The organism is uncultured Alsobacter sp., from assembly GCF_945952055.1.
Classification (GTDB): Bacteria; Pseudomonadota; Alphaproteobacteria; order Rhizobiales; family Beijerinckiaceae; genus Alsobacter.
In genome coordinates this window covers 145,064-168,921 of the sequence record NZ_CAMFHB010000009.1, presented here as the reverse complement: position 1 = coordinate 168,921, position 23,858 = coordinate 145,064, and the positions used below count along the sequence as shown (strand labels likewise).

At 63.2% G+C, this 23,858-nt stretch carries 27 protein-coding genes; 4 read left to right on the top strand and 23 right to left on the bottom strand.

The genetic code is table 11. The features are described 5' to 3' along the window. Positions 1-193: hypothetical protein (locus Q0Q47_RS09770; protein ID WP_293858101.1), on the top strand; the 193-nt coding region annotated here is incomplete at its 5' end. Between the two features lie 118 nt (positions 194-311). Here the strand turns inward: Q0Q47_RS09770 and Q0Q47_RS09765 are convergent. From Q0Q47_RS09765 to Q0Q47_RS09745, 5 genes are read right to left on the bottom strand one after another with little or no spacing between them, the layout of a single operon-like run. Continuing rightward, complete coding sequence (locus Q0Q47_RS09765) at positions 312-647, bottom strand: DUF736 domain-containing protein (protein WP_183788597.1); 336 nt, start codon at positions 645-647, stop codon at positions 312-314. 36 nt (positions 648-683) lie between these two features. Further along, positions 684-1,229 (bottom strand): S26 family signal peptidase, encoded by a 546-nt coding sequence (locus Q0Q47_RS09760; RefSeq protein ID WP_293858098.1) that lies wholly within the window; start codon positions 1,227-1,229, stop codon positions 684-686. Continuing rightward, positions 1,226-1,744 carry a DUF2840 domain-containing protein gene (locus Q0Q47_RS09755; protein ID WP_183788601.1) on the bottom strand — a complete coding sequence of 173 codons (519 nt, stop codon included), beginning with the start codon at positions 1,742-1,744 and terminating at the stop codon, positions 1,226-1,228. The genes Q0Q47_RS09760 and Q0Q47_RS09755 overlap by 4 nt, the downstream gene beginning before the upstream one ends. A gap of 58 nt (positions 1,745-1,802) precedes the next feature. Beyond that, a complete protein-coding gene (locus Q0Q47_RS09750; protein WP_293858093.1) occupies positions 1,803-2,879 on the bottom strand; it encodes a replication initiator protein A in 1,077 nt (358 codons plus the stop codon). Then, entirely contained in the window at positions 2,880-3,149 is a 270-nt protein-coding gene (locus Q0Q47_RS09745; RefSeq protein ID WP_183788605.1) for a helix-turn-helix domain-containing protein, read from the bottom strand. Positions 3,150-3,614: 465 nt separating this feature from the next. Between Q0Q47_RS09745 and Q0Q47_RS09740 the strand changes: the two genes are divergently transcribed. Beyond that, the gene (locus Q0Q47_RS09740; RefSeq protein ID WP_183788607.1) at positions 3,615-3,902 is read left to right on the top strand and encodes a DUF2285 domain-containing protein; all 288 of its coding nucleotides are present in this window, start codon (positions 3,615-3,617) and stop codon (positions 3,900-3,902) included. Positions 3,903-3,919: 17 nt separating this feature from the next. Here Q0Q47_RS09740 and Q0Q47_RS09735 read toward each other — a convergent pair whose 3' ends face one another. The 8 genes from Q0Q47_RS09735 to Q0Q47_RS09700 form a co-directional block, all read right to left on the bottom strand. Continuing rightward, entirely contained in the window at positions 3,920-4,438 is a 519-nt protein-coding gene (locus tag Q0Q47_RS09735) for a DUF2285 domain-containing protein (RefSeq protein WP_183788609.1), read from the bottom strand. A gap of 46 nt (positions 4,439-4,484) precedes the next feature. Then, positions 4,485-4,700 carry a DUF6499 domain-containing protein gene (locus tag Q0Q47_RS09730; RefSeq protein ID WP_183788611.1) on the bottom strand — a complete coding sequence of 72 codons (216 nt, stop codon included), beginning with the start codon at positions 4,698-4,700 and terminating at the stop codon, positions 4,485-4,487. A 192-nt stretch (positions 4,701-4,892) separates the two neighbouring features. Continuing rightward, on the bottom strand, positions 4,893-5,420 hold the full coding sequence (locus tag Q0Q47_RS09725; RefSeq protein WP_183788613.1) for an antirestriction protein ArdA: 528 nt from the start codon (positions 5,418-5,420) through the stop codon (positions 4,893-4,895). Positions 5,421-5,698: 278 nt separating this feature from the next. Further along, positions 5,699-7,543, bottom strand: a complete 1,845-nt coding sequence (locus Q0Q47_RS09720) for an ATP-binding protein (protein WP_183788615.1) — start codon at positions 7,541-7,543, stop codon at positions 5,699-5,701. Beyond that, positions 7,540-8,760 (bottom strand): SIR2 family protein, encoded by a 1,221-nt coding sequence (locus Q0Q47_RS09715; RefSeq protein WP_183788617.1) that lies wholly within the window; start codon positions 8,758-8,760, stop codon positions 7,540-7,542. Before Q0Q47_RS09715 ends, Q0Q47_RS09720 begins: the two co-directional genes overlap by 4 nt. Positions 8,761-9,066: 306 nt before the next feature. Further along, positions 9,067-11,631, bottom strand: a complete 2,565-nt coding sequence (locus Q0Q47_RS09710) for a DEAD/DEAH box helicase (protein WP_183788619.1) — start codon at positions 11,629-11,631, stop codon at positions 9,067-9,069. Then, the gene (locus Q0Q47_RS09705) at positions 11,628-12,644 is read right to left on the bottom strand and encodes a DUF1837 domain-containing protein (RefSeq protein WP_183788621.1); all 1,017 of its coding nucleotides are present in this window, start codon (positions 12,642-12,644) and stop codon (positions 11,628-11,630) included. The genes Q0Q47_RS09710 and Q0Q47_RS09705 overlap by 4 nt, the downstream gene beginning before the upstream one ends. A gap of 193 nt (positions 12,645-12,837) precedes the next feature. Then, positions 12,838-13,596: a hypothetical protein gene (locus Q0Q47_RS09700; RefSeq protein WP_293858072.1), complete on the bottom strand. Its 759-nt coding sequence runs from the start codon at positions 13,594-13,596 to the stop codon at positions 12,838-12,840. Positions 13,597-13,885: 289 nt separating this feature from the next. On the opposite strand from Q0Q47_RS09700, the gene Q0Q47_RS09695 reads away from it, so the two are divergent. Continuing rightward, positions 13,886-14,497 carry a hypothetical protein gene (locus Q0Q47_RS09695; RefSeq protein ID WP_293858069.1) on the top strand — a complete coding sequence of 204 codons (612 nt, stop codon included), beginning with the start codon at positions 13,886-13,888 and terminating at the stop codon, positions 14,495-14,497. Beyond that, positions 14,494-15,249 (top strand): hypothetical protein, encoded by a 756-nt coding sequence (locus tag Q0Q47_RS09690; RefSeq protein WP_183788628.1) that lies wholly within the window; start codon positions 14,494-14,496, stop codon positions 15,247-15,249. The genes Q0Q47_RS09695 and Q0Q47_RS09690 overlap by 4 nt, the downstream gene beginning before the upstream one ends. Positions 15,250-15,665: 416 nt before the next feature. Here the strand turns inward: Q0Q47_RS09690 and Q0Q47_RS09685 are convergent, their stop codons facing one another. The 10 genes from Q0Q47_RS09685 to Q0Q47_RS09640 all read right to left on the bottom strand — a co-directional run bounded on the left by Q0Q47_RS09685 (position 15,666) and on the right by Q0Q47_RS09640 (position 23,759). Then, on the bottom strand, positions 15,666-16,274 hold the full coding sequence (locus Q0Q47_RS09685) for a general stress protein (protein WP_293858061.1): 609 nt from the start codon (positions 16,272-16,274) through the stop codon (positions 15,666-15,668). A gap of 38 nt (positions 16,275-16,312) precedes the next feature. Further along, on the bottom strand, positions 16,313-16,636 hold the full coding sequence (locus tag Q0Q47_RS09680) for a PepSY domain-containing protein (protein ID WP_293858116.1): 324 nt from the start codon (positions 16,634-16,636) through the stop codon (positions 16,313-16,315). A 103-nt stretch (positions 16,637-16,739) separates the two neighbouring features. After that, positions 16,740-17,459 carry an ABC transporter ATP-binding protein gene (locus Q0Q47_RS09675; RefSeq protein WP_293858058.1) on the bottom strand — a complete coding sequence of 240 codons (720 nt, stop codon included), beginning with the start codon at positions 17,457-17,459 and terminating at the stop codon, positions 16,740-16,742. Next, positions 17,459-18,217, bottom strand: a complete 759-nt coding sequence (locus Q0Q47_RS09670) for an ABC transporter ATP-binding protein (protein WP_293858055.1) — start codon at positions 18,215-18,217, stop codon at positions 17,459-17,461. The genes Q0Q47_RS09675 and Q0Q47_RS09670 overlap by 1 nt, the downstream gene beginning before the upstream one ends. Next, positions 18,198-19,091 (bottom strand): branched-chain amino acid ABC transporter permease, encoded by an 894-nt coding sequence (locus tag Q0Q47_RS09665; protein WP_293858052.1) that lies wholly within the window; start codon positions 19,089-19,091, stop codon positions 18,198-18,200. The genes Q0Q47_RS09670 and Q0Q47_RS09665 overlap by 20 nt, the downstream gene beginning before the upstream one ends. Next, complete coding sequence (locus tag Q0Q47_RS09660) at positions 19,091-19,981, bottom strand: branched-chain amino acid ABC transporter permease (protein ID WP_293858049.1); 891 nt, start codon at positions 19,979-19,981, stop codon at positions 19,091-19,093. Before Q0Q47_RS09660 ends, Q0Q47_RS09665 begins: the two co-directional genes overlap by 1 nt. Continuing rightward, entirely contained in the window at positions 19,978-20,916 is a 939-nt protein-coding gene (locus Q0Q47_RS09655; protein WP_293858046.1) for an SDR family oxidoreductase, read from the bottom strand. Before Q0Q47_RS09655 ends, Q0Q47_RS09660 begins: the two co-directional genes overlap by 4 nt. Positions 20,917-21,145: 229 nt before the next feature. Continuing rightward, positions 21,146-22,273 carry an ABC transporter substrate-binding protein gene (locus tag Q0Q47_RS09650; protein ID WP_293858043.1) on the bottom strand — a complete coding sequence of 376 codons (1,128 nt, stop codon included), beginning with the start codon at positions 22,271-22,273 and terminating at the stop codon, positions 21,146-21,148. Between the two features lie 65 nt (positions 22,274-22,338). Next, positions 22,339-22,539 carry a ferredoxin gene (locus Q0Q47_RS09645; RefSeq protein WP_293858040.1) on the bottom strand — a complete coding sequence of 67 codons (201 nt, stop codon included), beginning with the start codon at positions 22,537-22,539 and terminating at the stop codon, positions 22,339-22,341. Further along, positions 22,536-23,759, bottom strand: coding sequence for a cytochrome P450 (locus Q0Q47_RS09640; protein ID WP_293858037.1), 1,224 nt, complete (start codon positions 23,757-23,759; stop codon positions 22,536-22,538). Before Q0Q47_RS09640 ends, Q0Q47_RS09645 begins: the two co-directional genes overlap by 4 nt. Between the last annotated feature and the right edge of the window lie 99 nt (positions 23,760-23,858).

Below are 23,858 nucleotides of genomic sequence, written 5' to 3'. Positions count from 1 at the left end.
GGCGGCGGCCGGGCGCTCGACGGGCGCGGATTGCGCGACCGCGACGCCCGATCCGACGCAGACGGAAAGCGTGCCGGCCAGTATCAGGACGGCACAATGCCATGCAATCCTGTCTCCGCTTCGCCGCCAGCCTGCCAGCGTGCTCGCTTCGGTCAAGGGCAAGGCGCAAGCGCCGGCCGATGGCCGCCCCTGAGCTTCGCTGCGCGCGCCGGCCGTCCGCTGGCCGTGCGGGACGAAGGGATGAGACGGCTTTTCCGCGAGCAAAGGGATGACGGTCTTGGGCCGAATGGCAGGCCGGACGCGCGCGGCCGTCATTCCTCGTCCTCGACTTTCCGGGGGTGCTTCCAACGCAGCGTCCAGACCGAAGGATCGTCGTTGGACTGGGACAGTTTGGCGCGGATCGGGAACGGGAAGATCGGTCCCTCCAATCTCATCGACACGAACTCGCCAGCGTTATCGCTGGAGTCTTTCCATGCGGGGCCGGCGTCCGGGCCGTCCTCGCTTTCGAGGCGCAGGCGATAGTCGGGCGCGTTTTTTACGTCGCTGGGCTTGGCCGGGACGATGAACAGCTTTTCGTGGAGGCCGAACGAATGAAGCTCGCCCGCATAGGCGGTTTCGGTACGGGTGAAGGTGCCTATTTCTGCCATGGGAAATCTCCTGCGGTTGATTTTCGGGGGGTGGTTTCAGTGCGTCGGCGCGCGCCACTCGTAGCGGCCGACGCCTTCCTCATCGGTCCAGAGCGGGACCGCTCGGCCGATGACGGAAGCTGCGGGGATGGGTCCGAAATAGCGGCCGTCGAGGCTGTCGCGGACTTCCCAATTCATGAGGAAAAGCTGGTCGTCGCCGATGACGCGGCAGCCCTGCCAGACGGGCAGATCGCGGCCGAGGCTGTCGCGCTCCAGCGCCTCGCCCATCTCGATCCCGTTCACCGTGATCGTAGATCGCAAGCGGCAAACCCGCTGTCCCGGAAGGCCCAAGACGCGCTTCAACAGCGGGACGCCGCGCGCGATATAGCCGCGCTCGACCATGAAGGCGGCGAGCGGTTCGGGCGGCATGATGGCGACCAGCTCGGGCACGTCGATCCGGTGGGCCGGCTCGACGGTGTAGAACCCGACTGGCGCGCTGGCCGTGGCGTTCCAGATGAGCCTCAATGGCGTCTCGACCGCGCTTGCGGCGGTGATGCCGAGCACCGCCAGCGCCGTCACCGTAAGGGTAAGGCGGCGCGTCATGGGTCGATCCTTCGGCGATGAAGCCAAGCGGCATGTCGCTCGGGCGTGTAGGCGTGCGGCTCCAGATTGGCGGTCAAACGGTTGTGGACGTGCCGCCAATGCTCCGGCGAGGCGTCGGCCGGATCGAGGCCGAGCTCATCCACGGCGTCGATAGCTGCAAACGCGCGCTGCACCTTGGACCAGCTATCGAGGCGCAGCAGGATTTCGCCGCCGGGCCGGACGAAGGGCAATGTCTGGAACGGCTCACCCCGACCGATGGCGCGCACAATGTCGATGCGCGAAACGACAGTGCCGTGCTCGCTCTTCGCCCATCGCACGAAGGCAAAGACGCTGCCCGGTGCGAAGCCGACGACGCTGCGGCGGCGGTCGATGATCTGTTCATAGCTCTTGCGGCCGAAGCGTATCCAGTGCTCGACCTTGCGTTTCTCGAAGGTCAGCTCAACCAATGTTGTGAAGGGCGCAGGCCTGTCCGGCAGCGGACGGCCGTGCGCGCTGCGATGAGCGCGACGGGTCATTGTTCGTCTCCGGTGATGTGCTGGGGGCTGCGCGGGCGCAGCGCGTCGAGCGCGACCGTCATGGCTCGCCCCTTCGGGCAGAACCGGCACCACGCTTCGCCTGCGCGCGCGTCAAAGAAAAAGAGTTAGATTCTCTGTTAGACAAGTTAGCGGTCGGATTCCGCTTTTCAGGCCAAAGCGTTAGCTGCGGTTCGTGCGCCTGATCTGCCGATAGTGATGCGCCTGATGTGCCGATACCCCGTGCGCCTGATCTGCCGATGGCATTAACAGGGTTATCAACAGTGCCTGTTGACAGGTTTCCGGGCCGGATGCGCAGCAGCTCGCGGCCGTCTTCCCACTCGATCTGGAGCAGGTAGCCGGGGAGTTGCTGACGGGCCGCGATCCGGCGCAGGTCGAGCGCGAAATCGGACGGCCGGGCGAGGCTGCCGGATTTCTGGTGGAGGTGCGCGACCTCGAAAATCCAGCCGTGGCGCTGATGTCCGGCGTGCTTTCTGGCGACTCGGTAAAGCCATCGCTCGATGCCGCCAGTCAGCCGGAAATAGGCCGGGTCGATGGTCAGGACCAGCGAGCGGTCGTTGACGCTGTTGTAGAACCATTCGGGCAGGACGAACTCCATGCCCTCGACGCGGCCGGCGCGCGTCGTCATTTCCTCCCACTCGTTGATCCATGAGAATTGCCGGCGACGCCAATGCGGGCCGTTGCGGATGGTGGTGGCGATGACGGTCGATTGCAGCCGCGCCAGTGCGGCTTTCAGAAGCCGGTATTGGTGATTGCCGGTCGGCCGCCCGATGGCGCGCAACAGATGGTAGGGCGTAAACCGGACAAAGCGCGACGTGGTGAGGCCGTTGTTCTCGGCCGCGACGATCTGCGAGGCCGCCCATATCAGCACATCGGCGTCCCATATGGTCGCCATGCCGTGCTCGGGCATCCCGAACACCTGCACCTCTATGTCGGCGGCCTTGTAGAGAATCGGCTTGGTGCGCGGGGTCTTCGCCAGCGAGAAGAATGGCCGCTCCATCAAGTCGCGCTGGTCGCGCGGCGGCGCGTCGCCCGTTGCGACCACGAAGGGGTCTAGGCGGCTGCGCTCGCTGTCCTCGGTCGGCTGCGCGGGGGCATGATCGTCCTCGCGCAGCATCTAGCAGTTGCCCCGTTCCTCGGGCGTAAGCGGACGCGCGGGAAAGACCGTGCCGGCGGTCTTGTCGCGGGTGGATTTGCGCTCGCCAGCCGCGCTCCAGTCTTCCAGATCGCGGACGGTGTAGAGGACGCGACCGCCGACCTTGCGATAGGTCGGTCCGGTGCCATAGGTGCGATGCTTCTCAAGGGTTCGGATGGATATGCCGAGGAAGCGCGCGGCTTCCTTGGTGCGCAACAGGCGCGGCGGCAGGCCCGCAAGCGGGTTGGGCATGGATCACCTCCAGTCGGGATTGGGCTGCCGAGGGCGGCAGCGGACTGTGGCGAACCATGGCGAGAGACCGGCGGCGCGTAGCGTGCCGCATTTGCGCCTATGCGCTGGCGGCACCCCCTCTCGGGGCGATGCGCGGCCAATAGATGAGGGATTTCAGCGACTCATCGCCTGCCGTGCTGAATAGGCGAAGACATTCGCACGCGGTTCGGCTAAGAATGCGGGTGGAGCAGACGCGCTGCTCCGGGGCGTCGAAACCCCTCTGTTACCGGTTGGTGCCGGCCGTCACGGCACCACACTCCTTGACCTTATGGTCGGGGAGCCTGTGGCGTATACAACAGGCTTTCCGAGCTAAAGGCCATGGGGCCGTGTAACAGCGGTTTCGAACTCCCCGATCACCAAGAGTCAGAGAGAATCGTTTGCGGGGGCGTACCGCAGACAAAGCTCTCTCCGATACGGGGAATGACCATGCGAACACCCGTCGAACTCGATCCCGATGTGGATGACGAAGCGCCGACAGGCGACACCATAACCGTCTATGACGAACAGCATTACATCACCTATCTGCGCCTTCTCGATGCCAAGGCCGAGGGCGCGCACTGGAAGGAAGTCGCGCGCATCGTGCTGCACCGCGATCCGGTCGCCTATGAACTTCGGACCTATCGTTGCTGGCAAAGCCATCTCGAACGCGCGCAATGGCTATCGCGTGAGGGCTATCGGAAGATTCTGGAGCAGGCGGCAGCCAACAGGGCGTGAGCGCAATGCCCACACAATCAACGCTTGCCGGGCTTGATCGGATAGTGGAGCAGAAGGCGATAGCCGCCGCGCATCATCTTATTACCGTGCGCGACCAGGCGGCGGGCCTTGTTCTTGCGCGGATCGTTCTCAAAGTCTTCCTTGGTGCCGCGAAAGCCGAGCAGGACTTCAGCGATGGTACGATAGCTCTCGCCATGCAGCCGGGCGTCGAGCGCGCGCAGGGACAGGTTGTGCCATTGCCGGAGTTGGGCGGGGACTGCCCGAAAATCGGGACCGGGCGCACGGCCGTTAAGGGACCGCCAAAGACGGCGTGCGGCGTGGGCACGCAGCTCCAGAAAGGAATCCATCGGCAGGGTCACGGCATAGAAGGCGGCGGCGGGCACCGTCTCGGGCAGCCAGAATTGGTGCGCGACGCCATCCACATGCCAGATACCGTGCCAGCCATCGGCGGCGCGGCGCAGGTCGAGGCCGTCGAGATGCGCCAACGTCAATATCGGTTCGGTGTCGTCGCCCTTGTGAACGACCGGCGACAACATCACGGCTTGCGGTTGAAAGCGCGGGCTCCAGATTGGCGATTGCCGATCATGCGGCGCGTCGGGATCGCACGGGAAATCGCACCCCCCAGCGATGCGCGAACGCTTCAAGGTCGCTGGCAGCCGCCCCTCCGGTCAATGCGATGGTCTGGCAGTCCCGACGATATTCGTCGTTGCGGCGCAAATATTCCCAAGCGAAACCAGCGGCCGGGATATGCTTTGTGTGCCCATATGCCGCCGGTGATCGCCAATCGATGCTGAGCATGGCGTCACCTCCCCAAGCCGGGATGCTGGGCAGCGCCCGGCAAAAGGAGGTTCAAGGATCACGGGAAATATAGAAGCCGCTCAAAGCAGATACCTTGAGCCGCCAACCCGATCATTTTTGGTGCTTTTGGGTTGGCGACAGCCGTGCTTTCGCGATGCCTGCCCGTATGAGCACGGACAGGCAGTCATGTTTTCACCTGTTGGAAAACACATGCACTTCGCCGTGCGCCGTCTCGATAGTGAACAGGTCGCCGCCCATCTCGGCGTCGCGCGCCATCCCCTCCCAATCGACATAGTAGCGCAGCGCCTCGGGGATCGTGATGCTCTCGGTCGTCAATTCCTCCATGTAGTCGGCGAGGCTGGCGAACTGACCATGATAGCAATCCTCCAACGTTGATTCGGCTTGGTCCATGTCGCCGCTGAAATGCTCCAGCAGGCCCGCGCCAAGTGCGCCATGCTCTGCGATCAAAGCGGCCATCCGCGCCACGGTGTCGATGCCGGTATATTCGGAGATGCTGAGGCCCTCGAAGCCCTCATAGTCGTGAATGGCGTATTCCTCCGCGTCCTCGACAGGGGAACGGGCAAGCATCGCGGCAATCTCGTCCCGGATTTGGTCCGCGTCCTGATCCGCGTCGATCCAAGCCCCATGCAGATAGCCGTTATTGTAGGCGGCAAGGCAGGCGACATAGGTGCGGGGGTTGCTGTCGGATACGTTGGTCATGTCTCTGATCCTCGGGTCTGAAGGTCAGCGAAGCGGAACGCCGCGCCTGACCTTCTGGCCGTCGCCGAGACTGGGGTAGCAACGAGCAAGGGCGGCCGGGGTGGAGGGGGATCACCCGGCCTGCACAAGCCCATTGGGCGCGGAAGGCTGGGGATACCGCCCCGGGCGGTTCCACTTACCTTGCTGGCGCGAGGGCAAAGCCCTTAGCAACCTTCTTGGTAACGATCAGATGAGACGCGGCGGCAGCCGCGCCTGCCCAGATTCATCGCTAGCTATCTTCAGAAAGCGGTCATTCTTCCTACAATCGTTGCCAACGTCGCCGCTGTCGTGCCCTCTGAGGACCAGCCTTCAGCAAAGGAAATATCGTGTGAATTCGGTAACTGGTCTCGGCTGAGAGTTCGCAGCCTTATCCGAGAAGGAATGGCCGCTGCTTCACCAACGAAAAGCGCCTCTTGCCTAGGCAACGAAGAGAGCACTTTGGTCATACCTGCTAGGCTGTCCGGCAAGATGCGGGCAACGTGTTCTTGATCAGTGCTGTTTGCGAGGCGCAACACGATCCACGAATTGCATTGGGATATAACCGTATCCTCGATGTCGGACGGTCGCTGCGAGACAAGCATAAGGCCAAGACCGTATTTGCGTCCCTCGCGCGCAAGCCTTCGTACCGCTGTTTGCGCCACCTCGTACTGAGCGTCGCCACGATTTGGTACGTAGCGATGCGCCTCCTCGCAAACGAACAGCACAGGGTCTCGTTCGCGTTCTTCTCGCGTCTGGTGGAGCTTGTATTGGAACAGCAGGCGCGCGATTGCGCCCGTCAATGGTCCGGCCACTTCGTTAGGCAATCCTGAAATGTCTATGATCTTCAAGCAGGCATCGTCCGCTCCATCCACATTCAGGAACTGAGACAAAACGTCAGGAAGGCTCGGTGCGTCCGGACCATGCTCTTCCATAAGGAACTGAACCCGGGGGTCAGTCCTGAGCACGCGAAACTTGTTCAGTATCGACGCATAGTCCTTTTGGAAATCCGACGCCGTCACGTCGGTCCAATTGGGACCGTTGCGCTTCGCCTGACGCTCTCTAATGTGAGTTTCGAACTCAGAGAGGGTGAAGGGACGAGGTTTATCACGGTCGAACGATACGAGGTGATCTTCGTTCACTCCGGCCATGGGCATAGGTTGTTCTGGATGTTGTCCCGGCGGAAGATCAGCAGGGATTCCGCCAGCCGCGCTGCGAGCTAGACCAGCACCCACCATTCGTGCGTGGGCAAGCGCCTTATAGACAGTGTTTGCCTGAGACGTGGCTTCGAATTCCGTTTTACCGATAACGAGCGAGCGGAACTCGTCGCTCGACATGAGCCAGTACGGGAGTTTCAGCGTGGACACGTCATCGGGGTTATTCCCCAGCGCATCATATGCTCGAAAGACTTTGGCCCTGTTGCCGAACGCGGAAGCATACTCTCCGTGCGGGTCAATCAGAATGATGCAAGGTCTGGTGCTCTGCTCGGGTCGGCATTGATGCTCTAAAATCGAGTGGATTACGGCTGCTACCGCGCTAGATTTTCCAGACCCCGTAGAGCCGAGGATTGCGCAATGGTGGCCGAAAAGCTTGTCCATATTGGCACGACAAGATACGCGCGTCGCTCCTACATAAGAACCGATGGTCACTAATCGGTCTGCGCCATCCTCGGATGCCTTCTCTGCGCTGGCAAATAACTTGTCGGTCTCTTCCTTGGTGATCAGATGCACCGCTTGAAGCGGTAGAGGGTATGTCGAAACCCCGCGCTTGAAGGAGAGTTCCTTCTCTGCGGGGTTAAACCATGCTTCACCAAGCATGTCGGCCTCTATGACCCTGCGGTCTTGATCGAAAGACTTGCCCTGAGTCGTTGAAAGCGCCGCCGCTTCTTCATCAGATTGGAGCCGCAGGAGTCTTACAGTGGCGAATAGAATTCTACGCCCAAGGTGCATTTTCACAATGCTGCCTATTTGGCCTACGTCATAAACTCGTCCGCTATGGCTCCTAGTAAGTTCGGTGATGTCGCGCTTGAGCGCGATTTTTATGGCGCTACCAGCAACCTCGAAGACTGTGCCAATCTCCAAATCGGTATCCAGAAGAAATGCGCTCATGCCATTGCGTCCTGAATGTCCTTTGGAAGTCCGCTGGCAAGAAGCGTTGCCGCTCCATCAAAAGTCCACCAGTCCCGCTTTCCTTCTTCAATGGGAAAGACTGGCCCTATTGATCCTTGGTAGATGCCCTTCGGACTCGCAACAAAAAGCCGTTGACTCCAAGATTTCGACTGCCATTCCCTTACGGTCGCGGGCAGTTCTCCGTTCGGCTCGTCATTGAAAGCAATTATAGTCAACTGATTTCTCGAAGAAGACATAGCAATTTCGATCTCAGCGTTAATGTGCTCGTCTCCAAAAGAGTAGCCGCAAACGAGCAGGACGTGATCGCTTCCATGGGATAGCCGCTGCCGGAATCTTTGAAAGATTTCGGCGAAAGGATCACGCTGCGTATTCAGATATTTGGTCGCTTGCGGATAGATCATGACCGAGCCGCCATCGCCTGGATAGGTGTCCCCATGCCTTACTCGCAGCAAATTTGTCGTGCCAGAACGCGGTCTATACCAGTCGATTGAGCCATGCAGTTTCGATACGACGGCCCGTGTCCCTGTTTGGCTCGCATAATTCCGAGCATTCCAGAACGCGACGCCGCCGCCGATAAATCCATCTTGGAACTCGATCCCGGCTAACGCGAGGGCGTCTTCCAGTAATGTGTCGTAGTTGGTGGTGAAGAATTCAACGGGCGTTCGTACAAAATCGAGGCCAGCACGACTGGTGCCGAACACGGCTTCGACAAATTTCCGGTGTCCTGAGATGTCTATGATGGCGCCGCTCTGGCTACCTACTTGCGCTTCGGAGACTATCTCACCCTCGTCGTTCTTACGCGCTGCCCGATAACCCCATCTTACGGTCGACGCGATTTGCTCAATGAGCCCCTGATGGACTTCTTCGAGCTTCTCCTTTGAAACGCGTCCTCCGCCAATATCTATGCCGCCGGTACGCGATCGCTCAGCGATGGAAATGAGATCCCCAAGGTGAGTCAGATGATGCTCGATATGTGAGGTTTCAGCGCAATCCCGGACAACAAAATCCAGAACGCGAAGGGCGTCGGCGTCGGCTGCGAAAAGGTCGCCCCTTGCCAGTTCCATTACACGATCAGTCAACGGATACATCAGCGGAATATTGGCAGGATAGCTGACACCCGCTCCGAGAAGCCAAGTTTGCTTCGGACTGTTAAGATGTTTCTCGAACTGCTCAGCAATATCGGCGTCTTGTGCCATTGAGCCCCTCATGGTCCAACCGTCAACGGGGACATGCTGATAGCAACGTATTACATGCTCCCCCGCCGCACCTTTACTATCGTTTGCAAAATGCGGTGTCACGTAAATCTCACAGGTCAAAGACCCTATCCACGAGCTCCCGCGGGCTGGAGACAGCAACGGGGCCGGTTGCTGACAGACTGCATTCGTACGGAAAGACGCCGGAAGTGGACCTACGTTTTGCCAGCGGCAACCTGCACCGCGACTGGCAGACTAACTCGCATCCCTGAACAGTTTTCCACTGTCCCGCTTCGTCCACGTGCGTGCTTAGACGTTTTGAAGCACTCGTCTCAGTTCCCCTGCCACGTAAGGCGATAGCCCTGCTGTCTCGGGTGTCAGCCGGGAGAGGAAGCGTCGCGCTGATCCTAGATCCATATCCCTGTTAATCGTCAGGCCGGACAGGATGTGCGCCGTGTGGCGAGAGAGACCGAGGCTGATAAACTGGATCATCGTTTGCGATGCTGCCCCAAGCTCCAGATACAGGGGCAGCGCCGGTATCTTTGCAACGTGAGAAGCGTGTCCGGTTGCGATCAGGGCCTCTTTCAGCACAGCTCCGTAGCAGCCCAGCATGTTCACGTATTTGAACCGGAGACTGCTTTCCACATCCGTCAGCACCTCTCGGATGACCGTCCGGCTGGACCGGTTCTTCCCCTGGCTCTTGTGGTACTTGATCGCCTCCTCGATGATCATCGGCAGCGGCTCACCGCGCATCCAGCGAAGAGCCAAAGGAGCCCAGTACCGATGATGCTGGCCGCTCTTTAGCTCAAGATATTTGTGCACCCGGGCAAAAACCGGTCGCAGCTTGTCGAGCGCTTCCTTCCACCCCGCGATAGGATGCAGCGGGATCAGATAGTCGGGACCCTTTTGCCCGATCTTCTCGATCATATAATCGTAGAGTTCTCGCTGCCGGTACCCCGAAATCTGAGGGCTGGCCGCCAGCGTTTCCACGTTCAAACCGATATGATTGTCAGCGATCGCCAGGGCGGAGGTGATGCCCGCCCGTGTCTGCGGCGACAATCCGCTGAGGAGGTCAAGGGTATCGTCAAGCTGCCCTTGCCGACGATCGCGAAGGAGCTTTGAGAAGGCGGCTTCCAAATGCGGAGACTCGCCCGATGGACGGTCCGTCGCCGCTATATACTCCAGCAGCTCGGCCGAGGTGTCGGTCAGGGTGGTCTCAAGCGACGGCTTGATGGGCTCATCCTTCGGCCCGGAGAGCGGACTCGATTCCCACTCATCGTAATCGACGAGAAAGACGTTCCCCTGGAAGTCCCGACCAAGGCGACCGGCACGTCCCGCGAGGTTCCAGAAATCGACGGGTTCGATCGGGTTCTCTTCTCCTTTATGGGGGTTCTGCATAAACACGTTACGCGCGGGCAGATTAACGCCCTGCAGCAACGTGCTTGTGCAGACGATGTAGTCGAGATGCCCGTCAGCAAAGGCACTCTCAACCGCGTTCCTCAGCAGCGGAGGGATGCGGCCATAGTGGAAGCCGACGCCGCCCTCCACGGTTTCAGCAAGCACGTAGCTCGGATGGACCGCCTCTTTCGCAAAGGCAGTCAGGTCCTTGCGAACCTGTACAGATAGCTCACCGGGTCCGGAGGAAGGCACCACCTCAGCAACCGCCGGATCTTGCGACAGCTCTTTGATCTTGAAAGCGATATCCTCGCATGCCGCAGGACCCACAGCGTAAACGAGGCTTTGAGAGGCATTTCCAAGAGCCCAGCTCAGATACACGAGCCCATCATGGGAATTGTAGATGGGGATCGCGGCATCGATCTCCGCGAGCGGGGTCTTCTCGCCGTCCCGCCATAGCAGCATATCGATCTTCTTATCGTCGCTCGCTCTGCGGTTCAGCAGGATGATGTTCTGGGCGACGGGGGAGTCTTTGGTCTTGACCACCTTGACGCTCTTGCGGCCGACCACCGTGCCGAAGACGGCCGGTTCTCGAACTTGCGGGGACGAGAACAGGAACTGCATGTCGGGGTGACGCCGTTGCAGGTCCTGCAAGACTGAATGCAGGACCACTCCCCGGGAGCCCTCGCCGATAAGATGCGCCTCATCGACGATCGCCACGTCGAAGCTGAGGTCAGGAGCCGTATGAAAGAGCACCTGGAGCCGTTCCGGCGTGAGCACATAGATCGGCGTGCCTAAATCAGTCGGCGCTGCCGGTATCGGCACCGTCGTCACCTCGAACGCATTGTCGAGGCTTGCTGCGCGCAAATCCGTGGCAACCTGGCTGATCAGGGCGCGGCTCGGCACAAGATAGACTAGGTTAGCGTTCGGACGCGTTCGCTTTAGATGTTCAATATACGCTAGGAACACAAACGATTTGCCCGCCGAGGTGGGCGCGGAAAGCGCCAGCGAGGAGCCAGACACCAAGGCCTCCCAGACCGCCCGTTGCATGTCGGTAAGGACGGCGCTGCGCTCGCCAATGTGCACGGTATTGTCCAGCTGACGGCCGAGGATCTCGTAAAACACCCCTTCAGTGAGCGTCCTTGGCTCCGCCTCGCCCTTGAACGCGAATTTGATCGCGGGGTAATTTCCAAGACGCGCCAGGACAAGTCTGGACGCACCCCTGATCCCGGCGAGAGTTTCGCTGTAGGCTAGCGATCCGACACTAATGCGATAGGCGAGCTGCCGCCATTCCGCTTCTTCAGATTGCGCGAATATCGTAGCGCTTTGAAGGAGCCGCCGCAGGACTTCTTCTTCAAGCGCAGGGCCGTCAGCGAAGCCCGCGCCGCTCAAAATCGATTGACGCAGTATGGCCTCATAGTCGGCCGCGAAGCGGGGATCGCCGCTGATCGTTTCGCAAAGCCCGTCCACGAAGCTCATGCCGCCACTCCGAGCTTCTCATAGAAGGCCGCCCTGAAGATCTTTAGGGACGGGAACGGCAGAAGGAAGAGATGCAGGTTCGTGGTTACCGGCAGGCGCTTGCCGTAGTGGCGCTCGATCACGCGGCAGGCGCTGCCGATCCTCTTCTTGTACTTTTCCTCGAATGCCGATGCGACTTTGTCGGGTTCAAGATCAAGGATGCGGTTGTAAGCGGCATACTCAAAGCCAAGCAGGCATGCGTGAACGATACGCTTTTGCAGCGTTAGCTTCGACGTGGAGTACGGGTTGATATAGTCCGCGATCTTCGCCCGAAACGCCGGGTCCAAGCTGTTGAGGTCGGACAGGTTGTTCAGGATCTCAATCTCACGAGAGATCTGACCGGCATTCGCCAGGAGCTCGGCCATAGAGGTGAACGCAGCGTCAGCCGCCGACGAAAAGCTCTGGTATATTTTAGACTCGCCAAAATAGATGGTCAGAACATCCTTGGCTTCGTCGTAGCCAAGATGAATGCCATCCGTGCCGTGAACGGGCATGTTGCTATTAGTCTTCAAGTACATCTTCGAGACCAGACGCGGTGCCTTTAGCACCCATTCCAGCAAAGCATAGAGGATTAGCTCTCCCGGCTCTCCACCAGACTCGAGTTGATTCTTCGCCTTGATAAACAAGCTCTTCGCATCGTCGCCAAGTCTGACGATGCGGTGATAATCGAGAACGGGGTCGATCCCCTGTAGCGCATCCCGGACCTTGCTCTTTGGCAGGCAGTACGGGATCAGGCAGTCATAAAGGTACTCGACAAATTCCTGAACCGTGGGAACGCCATCAGCGAAGGTGATGTAGTGGAAGCTACCTGTGAGCCGGTGCATCCCAGACGTCCAGTCGAACGGGACCTCCTTCAGGCGGATACCGAGGCCCGCGTGGTCCTTCAGAAGTGCAGTCATCGCGGCAGCGAGAGCCAATTGGTCCGTCGCCCACGCAGTTTCCCCTTCGACTGCTGTTACGTCATTGCTAGCCAAGTCCACCCCCTTTTCAAGCAGGTTAGGTCAACACCAACTTTGAATCTATGGGCTTTTCAACCGGCAACTACGTCGCCCAACCGTTCGCGTGATCGCGCCATTCAAACACGCTCAGCTTTATTCTAAACTCGGACGCCCATTGATCCTGAGATACCCGCCGCTAAAAAGGCGTCACGCCGCAGGAGCGGAGCAGCTACTTGTAGACCGCTTCCGTCTTCGACTGGATGGCCCCGGCCAGCGCCTTTAGTGTTACGATGACGTGCCGGAAATAAGCATCGTCAATGATCAGTTCTTCCCCAGCCTCGCCCCGACGCTTTTCGCCCGCCTTCTCGACGTAGAGCTTGTTGATGAGCCCGCTGTTGTGGATGATGATATCCCGTGAGGCCTTGATCTCGATGAAGGCGCGCACTGTTTCTGGCTCAAGCTCAATCGACAGCACCTTCGCCGCCTTGTCGAGATATTCGGACGGTTTGCCAAACATCAGTCCCTCGCACTTCAGCGCGACGAAACGGCGGATCACGTCATCCCGGTCCTCGTGCTCAAGGAACAGGTCGAGGGGAATACCGCTCTTGTCCGCCAGAACCGATAGCTTGGCGGGAAAGGTACTCGCGGCGATCGCAATACAGTCCTGGATGAAGGCTTCGACCCGCGACACCATCGAGACGATGTTCGTCTCAAAGACGCCCCGCTCGTGCTGGGCGTAGAAGATCAAGCCGATATCCTCGTCCCGGCGCCGGCTTGTCACCGTGCCTTTGCGCTTCGGTACCGGATAGGGCTTTTTTGCCTTGCTCTTTGAAGTCTGGAGCTTGTCCGCGCGCGTCTTCAACTCCGGTCGCAGCAGCGACGTAAATATCCATGCGTCGTTGAGATAGCGGTAAAGCCGGATGTGGCGCGTGTAGATCGCCTTCGATACAGCACTTTTCCTTGCCACACCTTCCCTCCCTGTCGTCATCTACGATCCTAAAATATCTTGGACACTACGGCCACTGACATCCGCCTCGTATAAAGCTATGTCTTTATAGAAACGGAATTGCCTTCCTCGCCTCCCGGAAAGACCTCACGCTAATGTTCAAATCAGATTCGACTAGACTCGGCGCTTCCGGGAGGCCGATCCTGAAAGGCCCAAAACACTGTAGCGGGGATGGATGCTTTACGCTTGGATTGACGGAATAAAGCGCGCCCCCCTCACAAAAGGGGAAAGCACGGTCTGCCGTGATTGCGGCGGGTTGCTGACCTCCGTCATGCCGGTCGAGAATGTCAGGCACTGGCGGCACAAGGCCGGGGATTGCGATCCATGGAGCGAACCGGAAGGCCCCTGGCATCTAGGCTGGAAAGAGGCCTTTCCCGAGAACTGCCGCGAGGTCGGTCTGATCGACCAAGCGACCGGCGAGCGCCACAGGGCCGACGTGCTTTGCAACGCTGGTACCGCGCACGCGGCCGTTCTGGAGCTGCAATACTCTCCGATTTCGGAGGAGGAACGAGCGGCACGCGAAGCCTTTTATCGTCAGGGCCACCGAATGTATTGGCTCGTCCACGTTCATGACGGGCCGTCGAGCTTCACCGGCTGGAGCTTCAAGGCCTCAATGAATTGGGGAGCCCGGCCCGTCGAGATCGATGGCCGCCGCTATGCGATCATGCAGTGGATGGGCCGTAGCAAACAGTTCATCGAGAAGTGGAAACGAGCGACGGGCTATGTTTTCCTTGAGTGCGAAACTCACATTTTCTTCCTCGCCGGCGACGAGCTTGCGCGGCGCGTAACCGGCGGAATTCCCCTCAAAAAGGGCGAATACGCGCTCACTCGATGGAGTCGGGAAGACTTCATCCGCTCCGTCCAGTGGACGGGCGGCGCATGAAGGAAGGCAAAGCACGGGTCGAGTTGGGCGACGGGCTCGTGCAATACATGGCGGCGGCCGAGGAGACCGTGCACGAGCTGCGGGCAGCCGACAGCCCCTTGCTGAAGGCGCTGTTGCAGTACGACGCCTATTTTCGGCGCGACGTGTGGGATCACGTATCGCCGACGTCGGCCTTCGCCTTCGTCCTCTTCCTCAACGCCTACCAGATGTTCCTCGGCGCGGCGCGCATGGCATTAAGCGGGCATCCGGCAGCGGTTTTTCCACTTCTGCGGACCGCCCTCGAATCTGCAAGCTATGGTTACCTCATGGAGCAGCAGCCCGCCCTTTCCGAGGTCTGGGGCAACCGACACCGCAGCGAGGCCGACAAGAAGGCTTGCCGCAACGCCTTCACCTTCGATAAGGCGATCAAGGGTTTTGCCCATAAGGCTCCGGATATCGGTAGGCTCGCCAAAGAGGCCTACGAGGGCGCGATCGACTACGGCGCGCACCCCAATCTGAAGGGCGTTTTCGGCCATGTGTCGATCAACGAAGATCGACCGGACGGCATGGTGGCCGTCACCTACACCAGCCTATACGGCTCAGGCCACCACGAGACGATCCGCGGCATCTGCGCCTGCCTCGACTTCGGCTTTGCCATTATCGGTATCATTACGCTGTCCGGCCCGACCGCGACCGGGAAGCTTCAGAACGAGCTGCAGGCGTTGAACGACGCCAAGGAAGCGGCGATCGCCGCCTATCAGTCTGCGCGATAGTTCGTCCGCCGTTCCTGAATCTACGGCCCCTTTGGCCGGCGAAAATAGCAGAAGATAGCGCGACAATACGTCGATGTGTGCGGGCTGACCGGATCTTGATGCAGATCGGCACCGGCACCAAGCCGCAGTTTCATTGCCACGGCACGCGCCGCCACAGCGCTTGACGTGGCCAGCCATTCGCTTGCGCCTCAATTTTGGAGGGCTATAGCGTAGGTGTAGTTCTCCGTTTCTTCGTCTTCGGCCCGCCATTCAACGTTGAAAATCTTCGGGTTTTCGTTTTCGGGACCTCGCCCCGCGCCCGATCGCGCGAGGGACTGCCGATCGATGACGTTGATCGGGGACCCAGCTCGATCCGGATGTGAAAACGCCGGCAGGCCAAGACGACCCGCCGGCGAACGACATCACTGCAGGGGCAATCAGCGCGTCATGTAGCGGGTGCGCTCGCGCTGGACCTCCTCGGCCGTGTAGGCCGGGGCCGACTCGTCGAACGACGACCAGCCGCTCTCGCGGTAGGCCGCGGCGCGGTGGGTCAGGTCGACGGAGCGGTTGCGCTGCAGAATCGCCTGGGCTTCGGTGGCCATGGAATCCGGCACCTTCGCGGTGACCAGCGTTCCGCCACGGCGGACGCCCTCGGCATAGACGTGGGCGTCGCGCTCCGGCACGCCGGCTTCGGTCAGGCTACCGACCAGGCCGCCGGCGGCGGCACCGACGACCGCGCCCGTGACGGCACCGGCCGCCGTCGAGGCAAGCCAGCCGGCCGCCACGATCGGACCGAGGCCGGGGATCGCGAGCATGCCCAACCCTGCCAGCAGGCCGCCGACACCACCGACCGCGGCTCCGACGCCGGCGCCCTTGCCGGCATCCTCGGCCGCCTCGGAGGTACGCTCGGCACCGGTATGCCAGTTGTCGGCATTGTTGGCGATAATGCTGATGTCGGACGCAGGAACGCCGGCGGTCTCGAGGGCACGCACGGCGGCAGCGCCGGACTGGTAGTCGTCGAACATCGCGGTAACGGTCTTCGTCATGATAGCTCCTTATTCAATGTCACTGGGGTGGGGCGTCCTCACTTGGGGACGACGTTGCCCTGGTAATCGAGGCTGACGGCCTGGGACTTGCCGGCCTTGGTGGCCTGGCCGCGCCAGATGCCGTCTTTGTCCTTCATCAGCCCCGTCACCCCGGTGTACCCCGCGGCCTCGATCCGGGACTTGGCCTGCCCCTCGGTGAAGCTGTTGGCGCCCGCGGCGGGAGCCCCCGGATTGTTGCCGGAGTTGGGCGTGGTCACCGCAGGCGTGCTGGGATTGGGGTTGGCGGCCGGCGCCGTCGTCTGCGCGAGGGCCGGAACGGCCATGACGGTCAGAAGTGCGGCGGCGAGGAGATGCCTCATCAGTAAGCTCCTTGAGCATTGCAGGAGCATCTCCAACCTCCGGCGAAACCGTCGGTTCCCGCCAAGCGCGACGCGGGTACGCTTCATGCCGACTGGCGTGGCGGCTCTACCCCTCCCCCGCCGCCAGGTGCCCGAGGTACCGCGCGATCACCTCCGCGTCCTGCGCCAGCGCCGCGCTGGGGCCGTCCTTGGCGATGGTGCCCTGGTCGAGCAGGTAGGCCCAGGAGGTGGAAAGGAAGGCGCGGCGGGCGTTCTGTTCGACCAGGAGGATCGTGAGGCCGCCGGCGTTGAGCGTGCGCAGCGCCGCGAAGACCTGGTCGGTGACGAGGGGAGCGAGCCCGAGGCTCGGCTCGTCGAGGAGCAGCATGCGCGGCTCGCCCATCAGGGCGCGGCCGATGGCGAGCATCTGCTGCTGGCCGCCGGAGAGGGCGCCGGCCTGCTGGCGCAGCTTGTCCTTGAGGATCGGGAACAGCGCGAGGACCGTGTCCATGGTCTCGCGGCGGGCGCGCTGCCGCGCGGCGAGCGCGCCCAGGCGCAGGTTCTCCTCGACGCTGAGGTCGACCAGGATCTGCCGGCCCTCCGGCACGTGCAGGAGGCCGCGCCGGGCGATCTTGTGGGCGCTGACGCGGGTGATGTCCTCGCCCTCGAAGACCACGCTGCCGGCCGCGGCAGGAACGATCCCGGACAGGCAGTTCAGCAGCGTCGACTTGCCCGCCCCGTTGGCGCCCACCAGCGCCACCATGGCGCCGGCCTGCACCTCCAGCGAGACGCCGCGCAGGGCCTCGATCCCGTCATAGGCGGCGCGCAGGTCCCGGATGGCGAGCATCACGACGTCCCCAGATAGGCGGCGATGACGCCGGGATCGTGCATGACCTGCCCGGGCGTCCCCTGCGCGATGAGGCGGCCGCTGTCGAGCACGTAGACGTGCCGGCACAGCGCGTTCACGAAGCGGATGTTGTGCTCGATCAGCAGCAGCGCGACGCCGCTCTTGGCCACGTCCTCGAAGATGTGCCCGAGCTCCGCCGCCTCCACGTCGTTCATGCCCGCCACGGGCTCGTCCAGCAGCAGCACCCGCGGGCCGCTGGCGATGGCGCGGATCATTTCGACGCGCCGCTGGTGGCCATAGGAGAGGGCGCCCGCCGGGTGCCGGGCGAAGCGGGTCATGCCGAAGCGCTCCAGAAGCGCCTGCGCCCGCTTCACCAGGGAGCGGCTCTCGCGCCAGGACGACGGCAGGCCGACGAGCTGCGCCGCCAGCCCGGTCTCCTCCTGCCGGTGGAACCCGATCATCACGTTGTCGAGGACGCTCGCCTCCTTGAGCAGGCGGATGTTCTGGAAGGTGCGGGAGACGCCGAGCCGCGCCACCGTGCTGGCGTTGGCCTCGGTCAGGTCCGTGTCGCCGAGCCGGATCCGGCCTTCGGTCAGACGGAGCACGCCCGTGATCAGGTTCACCACGGTCGTCTTGCCGGCGCCATTGGGACCGATGAGGCCGGTGATCTGGCCGGGGGTCACCTCCAGGCTCACGTCCGAGACGGCCTGCACGCCGCCGAAGCTCTTGGAGACTCGTTCAAGGGCCAGCGACAGCATGAGCCCTCCGCTTCTCGCGGTCCTCCTTGTCGAGCCGCCGGGCCTGGCGCTGGCGCCAGGCGACCTCGAGCCCGTCGACGAGCCCGTGCGGGAGGAACACGATCATGGCCATCAGGATAGCGCCCTGCACGAACTGGCGATGCTCGGCCAGCGGGCGGGAGATCTCCGGCAGGGCCACCATCACCGCCGTGCCGACGATGGGGCCGAGCACCGAGCGCGGCCCGCCCAGGATGATGTAGGTGAGTACCGCCGTCAGGAAGGCGAAGCCGAACATCTCCGGCTCGATGGTGAAGACGTAGAGGCTCTGCAGCCCCCCGAAGAGGCCGCCGAGCGCGCCGCTGATGATGAAGGCGAGCGCATGGTAGCGCGCGATGGAGACGCCCAGCGTGGCGCCGACCATCTCGTCCTGGCGCAGCACGTCGAAGGCCCGCCCCACGCCCGACCGGCTCAGGACATACATGAACCAGATCACCACCGCGACCACCGCGAGCAGGTGCCAGGTGTTGACCAGCTTGGGGATGTTGTGGATGCCCGTCGCCCCGCCGGTCAGCGGCTCGAGATAATAGGCGAGCGAGACCACGATCTGCACGAGGGCCAGGGTGGCGATGGCCTGGAACACGCCGCGCAGGCGCGCCAGCGGGATCGAGATCAGGAAGCCCGCCACGCCGCCGATCACCAGCGCCAGCAGCACGGACGGAATGGCCGGCGCGCCGTAGCGCTGCACGAGGATGGCCGAGCAGTAGCCGCCGAGCGCGGCGAAGGCCGGCGTGGCGATGGAGAAGACGCCGGCCCGCAGCACGACCTGCTGGCTGTAGGCGAAGCCGAGGCTCAGCAGGAAGAAGTCCAGGAGCGGCTGGTAGGCTGCGAAACTCATCACTGGCGCCTCGCCGCGGTGGCGGTGATGGCGCTGCCGAAAAGCCCGCTCGGACGCACCAGGAGGATGATGAACAGGAGCGAGAAGATGATCGCGTCGGAGAGGCCGGTCGGCAGGTAGGCCACCGTCAGGGTCTGGATGACGCCGAGCAGAAGCCCGGCCACCACCGCGCCGGTGATGCTGCCGAGCCCGCCCAGCACCACCACCACGAAGGCGCGCAGGAGGTACGGCTCGCCCATCAGGAAGTGGATCGAGTTGAACGAGAGGCCGATCAGCACGCCGGCCATGCCGGCCAGCGCCCCGGAGATGAAGAAGGTCTGGAAGAAGACCACGTTGGGGCTCACGCCCAGCAGCCGCGCGGCGCGCTCGTTGCCGCTGACCGCGCGCACCTGCCGGCCGAACGACGTCCGGTACATGTAGAAGAGCAGGCCCGCCAGCAGGATCGCCACCACGCAGACGATGACGATCTGCAGCAGCGAGATGCGCACGCCCATTACCGTGTAGAACTGGACGGGAAAGGTGCCGAAGGGAAAGCGCAGGACCTTGGTGTTCGAGATGCGCTGCGCCAGGCTCGAGATCATCAGGTTGGCGCCGATGGACGCGATCAGCGCGGCGAACTCGATCTGGCCGCGCGAGCGCAGCGGCCGGAAGGCGGCAAGCTCGATGACGTAGCACACGAGGCCGCCGCACAGCATGGCCAGCACCATGGCGAACCACAGCGGCAGCCCGTTCAACACGGCGAAATAGGCGGCGAAGGCACCGCTCATGAACACGCTGCCGTGGGCGAGGTTCAGGATCTTGTGCGTGCCGAAGACGAGCGTGAAACCGAGCGCGAAGAGCGCGTAGACCGAGCCGGTGATGAGGCCGTTGAGGAGCTGCTGCGCGATCATGCGGCGGGGCTCCCGGCCGGCCCGCCGATGGGGCCGGGAAGCGTCTGCCGCGCGGCCCACGTGGCGATGGGCGTCAGCGTCACGGGGAGCTTCGCGAGCACGGGGGCCATGTCCACCTTGAAGGGATGCTCGGGTGCCTCGTTGTACCAGCGGTAGATGCGGCCGAGCTCGCCCACCAGCCGGTCGGCCTCCAGCGTGGCGACGCGCTCGAACACGGCGTTCATCCCGGCGCAGAAGTCCTCGATCGACTGGCTGCGGAAGGCGATGGGGTGACCCCAGGCGGCGCCGAGCCGCCGGGCGAGTTCGGGACCGCGCACCGTGTCAGGCCCGCCGACGTCGAAGATCGAGCCGGCGAGCGCCGGGCGCTCCAGCGCCGCCACCATGAGCGCCGCGAGATCGTCGTGGCAGATCCAGCTGACGTCGAGCGTCTCCTTGTGCGGGTAGACGATCGTGCCGCTCGCGGCGATGGAGGGCCAGGCCCAGGCCTTCAGCAGGTTGTCGAGGAAGACGACCGGCTGGACGATCACCGCCGGCACGCCGGCATCCAGGACCGCGCGGCGCATCTCGTGGCGGGCGTCCTGCGCGGCAAAACCCAGCTTGTCGCGCGGAACCGGCAGGCTCGTGTTGAAGACGATGGCGCGCGATCCCGCCGCCCTGGCTGCGCCGGCGATGGCGGCGGTCGCGGCGACCAGCGGCGCGGCCGCCTGGAACGACGTCGACGGCAGGTTGATGAACACCGCGTCGCCGGCCGCGACGGCCCGGGCCAGGCTGCCATGGTCGCCGAAGTCGGCCCGCAAGGGCTGGACCTCGCCGCCGAAGGCCGAGGCGTGGTTGCCCCCGCGGCTGACGGCAAGCGGTGTGTGCCCCGCCTGGGCGAGGGCGCGCACCTGCGCCCTCCCCTGGTCTCCGGTGGCGCCGAAAACGACGACCTTCATGGGATGGCCCGGCGGGTGGAGCTAGCGCAGTTTGCGGGAGACGAAACGCACAGGAATGCTCCACCAGCCACCCACCTCCTCATCCTGAACAGCGGCCGAAGGCCGCGTGTCGAAGGACCCACAACGGTTGCGTTGCGGGCATGCTGCGTCCTTCGACACGCCCGCTGCGCGGGCTGCTCAGGATGAGGGAGATGGGGGCTGGGGGGCATGACAGCGACTTCAGTGCGGCTCAGTTCGGCGCGAGGACGAACTGGCCGTTCTTCACGACGAGGATGTTGGTGCCGTAGCGCGGGGCGCGCTGGGGGTCGTAGGTGAACTTCCCGCCGCCAAAGAGGGTCGGGTAGTCCTTGATCTGAGCCAGGTTCTCCCGGATCTTGTCGCGGGTCGCGTCGGGCAGGGACTTGCGGATGGCCTCGGACATGACGCGCAGGCCGCCATAGCCCATCGGACCCCAGTTGTCGGGCTCCGTGCCGAAGCGCTTCTTGTAGGCGGCCGCGAAGGCCTTGCCTTGCTCGGAGCCGCCGCCGGGCACCCAGTCGCCGACGAGATAGAGGCCCTCGACCGCCGCGCCGCCCACCTCGAACAGCGCCGCCGAGGTCATGCTGCTCATGCCCACGAGCTTGGTGGTCGGCGGCAGGCCGGCCTGCTTGAGCTGGATGATGAGGTTGGCCGCCGTGGGCGCGATGGCCGACATGAACACGCATTCGGGGTTCATGGACGCGACCTTGGCGCTGAGCGCGGAGAAGTCCGTGTCGCCCTGCTTGATGCCCTCGCGCGCGAGGATCTTGACGCCCTTGGAGGTCACGTAGTCCTGGTAGGCCTGCGTCTGCTCGACATAGGCGGCGTTGTCGAGCACGCCGATCAGGACGCATTCCTTGATGCCGAGCTTCTCGACCGAATACTTGCCGATGGCCTCCATGAGCACTTCCGGCGGCTGCGACAGGCGGAAGCCGTAGGGGCCCGTCTTGGCGATCTCGGGGCTGTTGGTCGTCACCAGGGCGACGATCTTCTCCTCGTTGGCGGCCTGCGCGCCCGCGATGGCGACGGCGGTCGTGGTCGGGCCCATGATGGCCAGCACCTTGGGGTCGGCGGCGTGGCGCTTCACCAGCGAGACGGCCTGGGCGCGGTTGGTCTCGTCGTCCTCGATGATCAGCTTCAGCGTGTTGCCCGGACCCAGCTCCTGCTTCGCGTTGATCTCCTCCGCGGCGAGCTTCATGCCGTCGACCAGCGGCACGCCGACGAAGGCGAGCGCGCCCGACATCGACTGGATGATCGCGACCGTGTACTCGGCGGCCCTGGCCGTGGACATGCTCAGGAGCAGGCCCGCAACCGACGCAAAAAGCGCTGCCTTCTTCATCACGTCTCCTCCCGATGGGGTGCTTCGATGGCCCCCGTTGCCGTGCGATGTGGTGCGGAGCGCCCTCAGCCGGGCTCCTCGATCAGGGTGATGGCCCGCTCGGGGCAGTTGGCCGCGCCCTGCGCGGCCTCCTCCTCCAGCTCGGGCGGGACGGCCTGGCCGTCGGAGGCGCAGTAGCCGTCCTCGTCCAGAACGTAGACGCGTGGCGCCCGCAACGCGCAGAGCGCGTGTCCGGCGCAGACCGAGCGGTCGACCGCGATCTTCATGCGGCCGCTCCCGAAGCAGGCCAGACGAGCGGCAGGGCGACCGGCGACCAGACATTGCCGCCGCGCATGGCGACGTCCGCGCCCGGCGCGATGGCGAAGGACGGCACCGCGGCGATCCACTCCTCCAGGAACACTCGCATCTCGGTGCGCGCGAGGTGCGAGCCGATGCAGCGATGCGGGCCCGCGCCGAAGGCGAGATGCGGGCTCACGGAGCGGGTGAAGTCGACCTTGAAGGGATCGTCGAGGCCGGGCTGGTCGAAGCCGTAGAGCTGCGGCACGAACAGGATCCGGTCGCCGCGGCGCATCGGAGCGCCCCCATACTCGAAGTCGTGGGTGACGCCGCGCTCCATGCCGGCCACGCCGTGCACCCGCAGGATCTCCTCGATCGCCGGCACGATCGTGGCCGGGTCGCGCCGCAAGGTCGCGTAGTGCGCGGGATTGCGGGCCAGAAACAGCATGCTGAAGGCGAGCGCCGCGGCGACCGTGTCGAGCCCCGCCAGGAACAGCAGCACGCCCATGCCGACGAGTTCGTCCTCGGTGAGCGGGCGGTCGTGGAAGCGCGCCTGGGCGATGTGGCTGATGAGATCGGGGCCCGGGTTGCGGCGGCGGTCGGCGATGGACGCCTTCACGTACTCGGCGAGGTTCAGCACCACCCGCATGCGCACGGCGCGGTCGGGATCGCGAACGGCCTTGTCGGCGAGGTCGACCAGGTGGTGACGGTCCGACAGCGGCGCGCCCGCCATCTGCAGGAACACCACGACCGGGAACTCCTCGGCGACATCCTCCAGGAACTCGCAGCCGCCGCGCGGCTCGACGGCGGCGATGAGGCTGCGCGCCACCGCCCGGATCTGCGGTTCCATGGCGCGGATCGCCACGGGCGAGAAGAAGGGCGAGATGATCTTGCGGTATTCGGTGAGATCCGGCGGATCGTATTGCTGCGGCACGGTCCGCGGCACGCGCGCCGCCCAATTGTATTGCGGATCGCTGGAGAAGTTCTCCGGCTGGCGCAACATTTCCAGCGCGTCGGACGAGCGTCCCACCACCCAGTGGCCGCCATTGTGAGGCGTGTAGAAGATCGGCGGGCGCGACTTCACGAACTCGTGCATCGAACGGTGCGGCTCGCGCTTCAGTTCGGGTGCATTGTAGTAGTCGAAGCCATGGACGAGATGTGCGGGCACATGCGCCGGCACGCTTGCGTCGAGGGTGTTCCCCGGTGTCATCGGCCCTCCCTGCGGTGCGCAGTCGACCTCTCGTGCGTATAATTTTGTCGGCACTTCTGCATGCACGTTGAAGGCAGCGTATATATTCCAGAAGGAGTG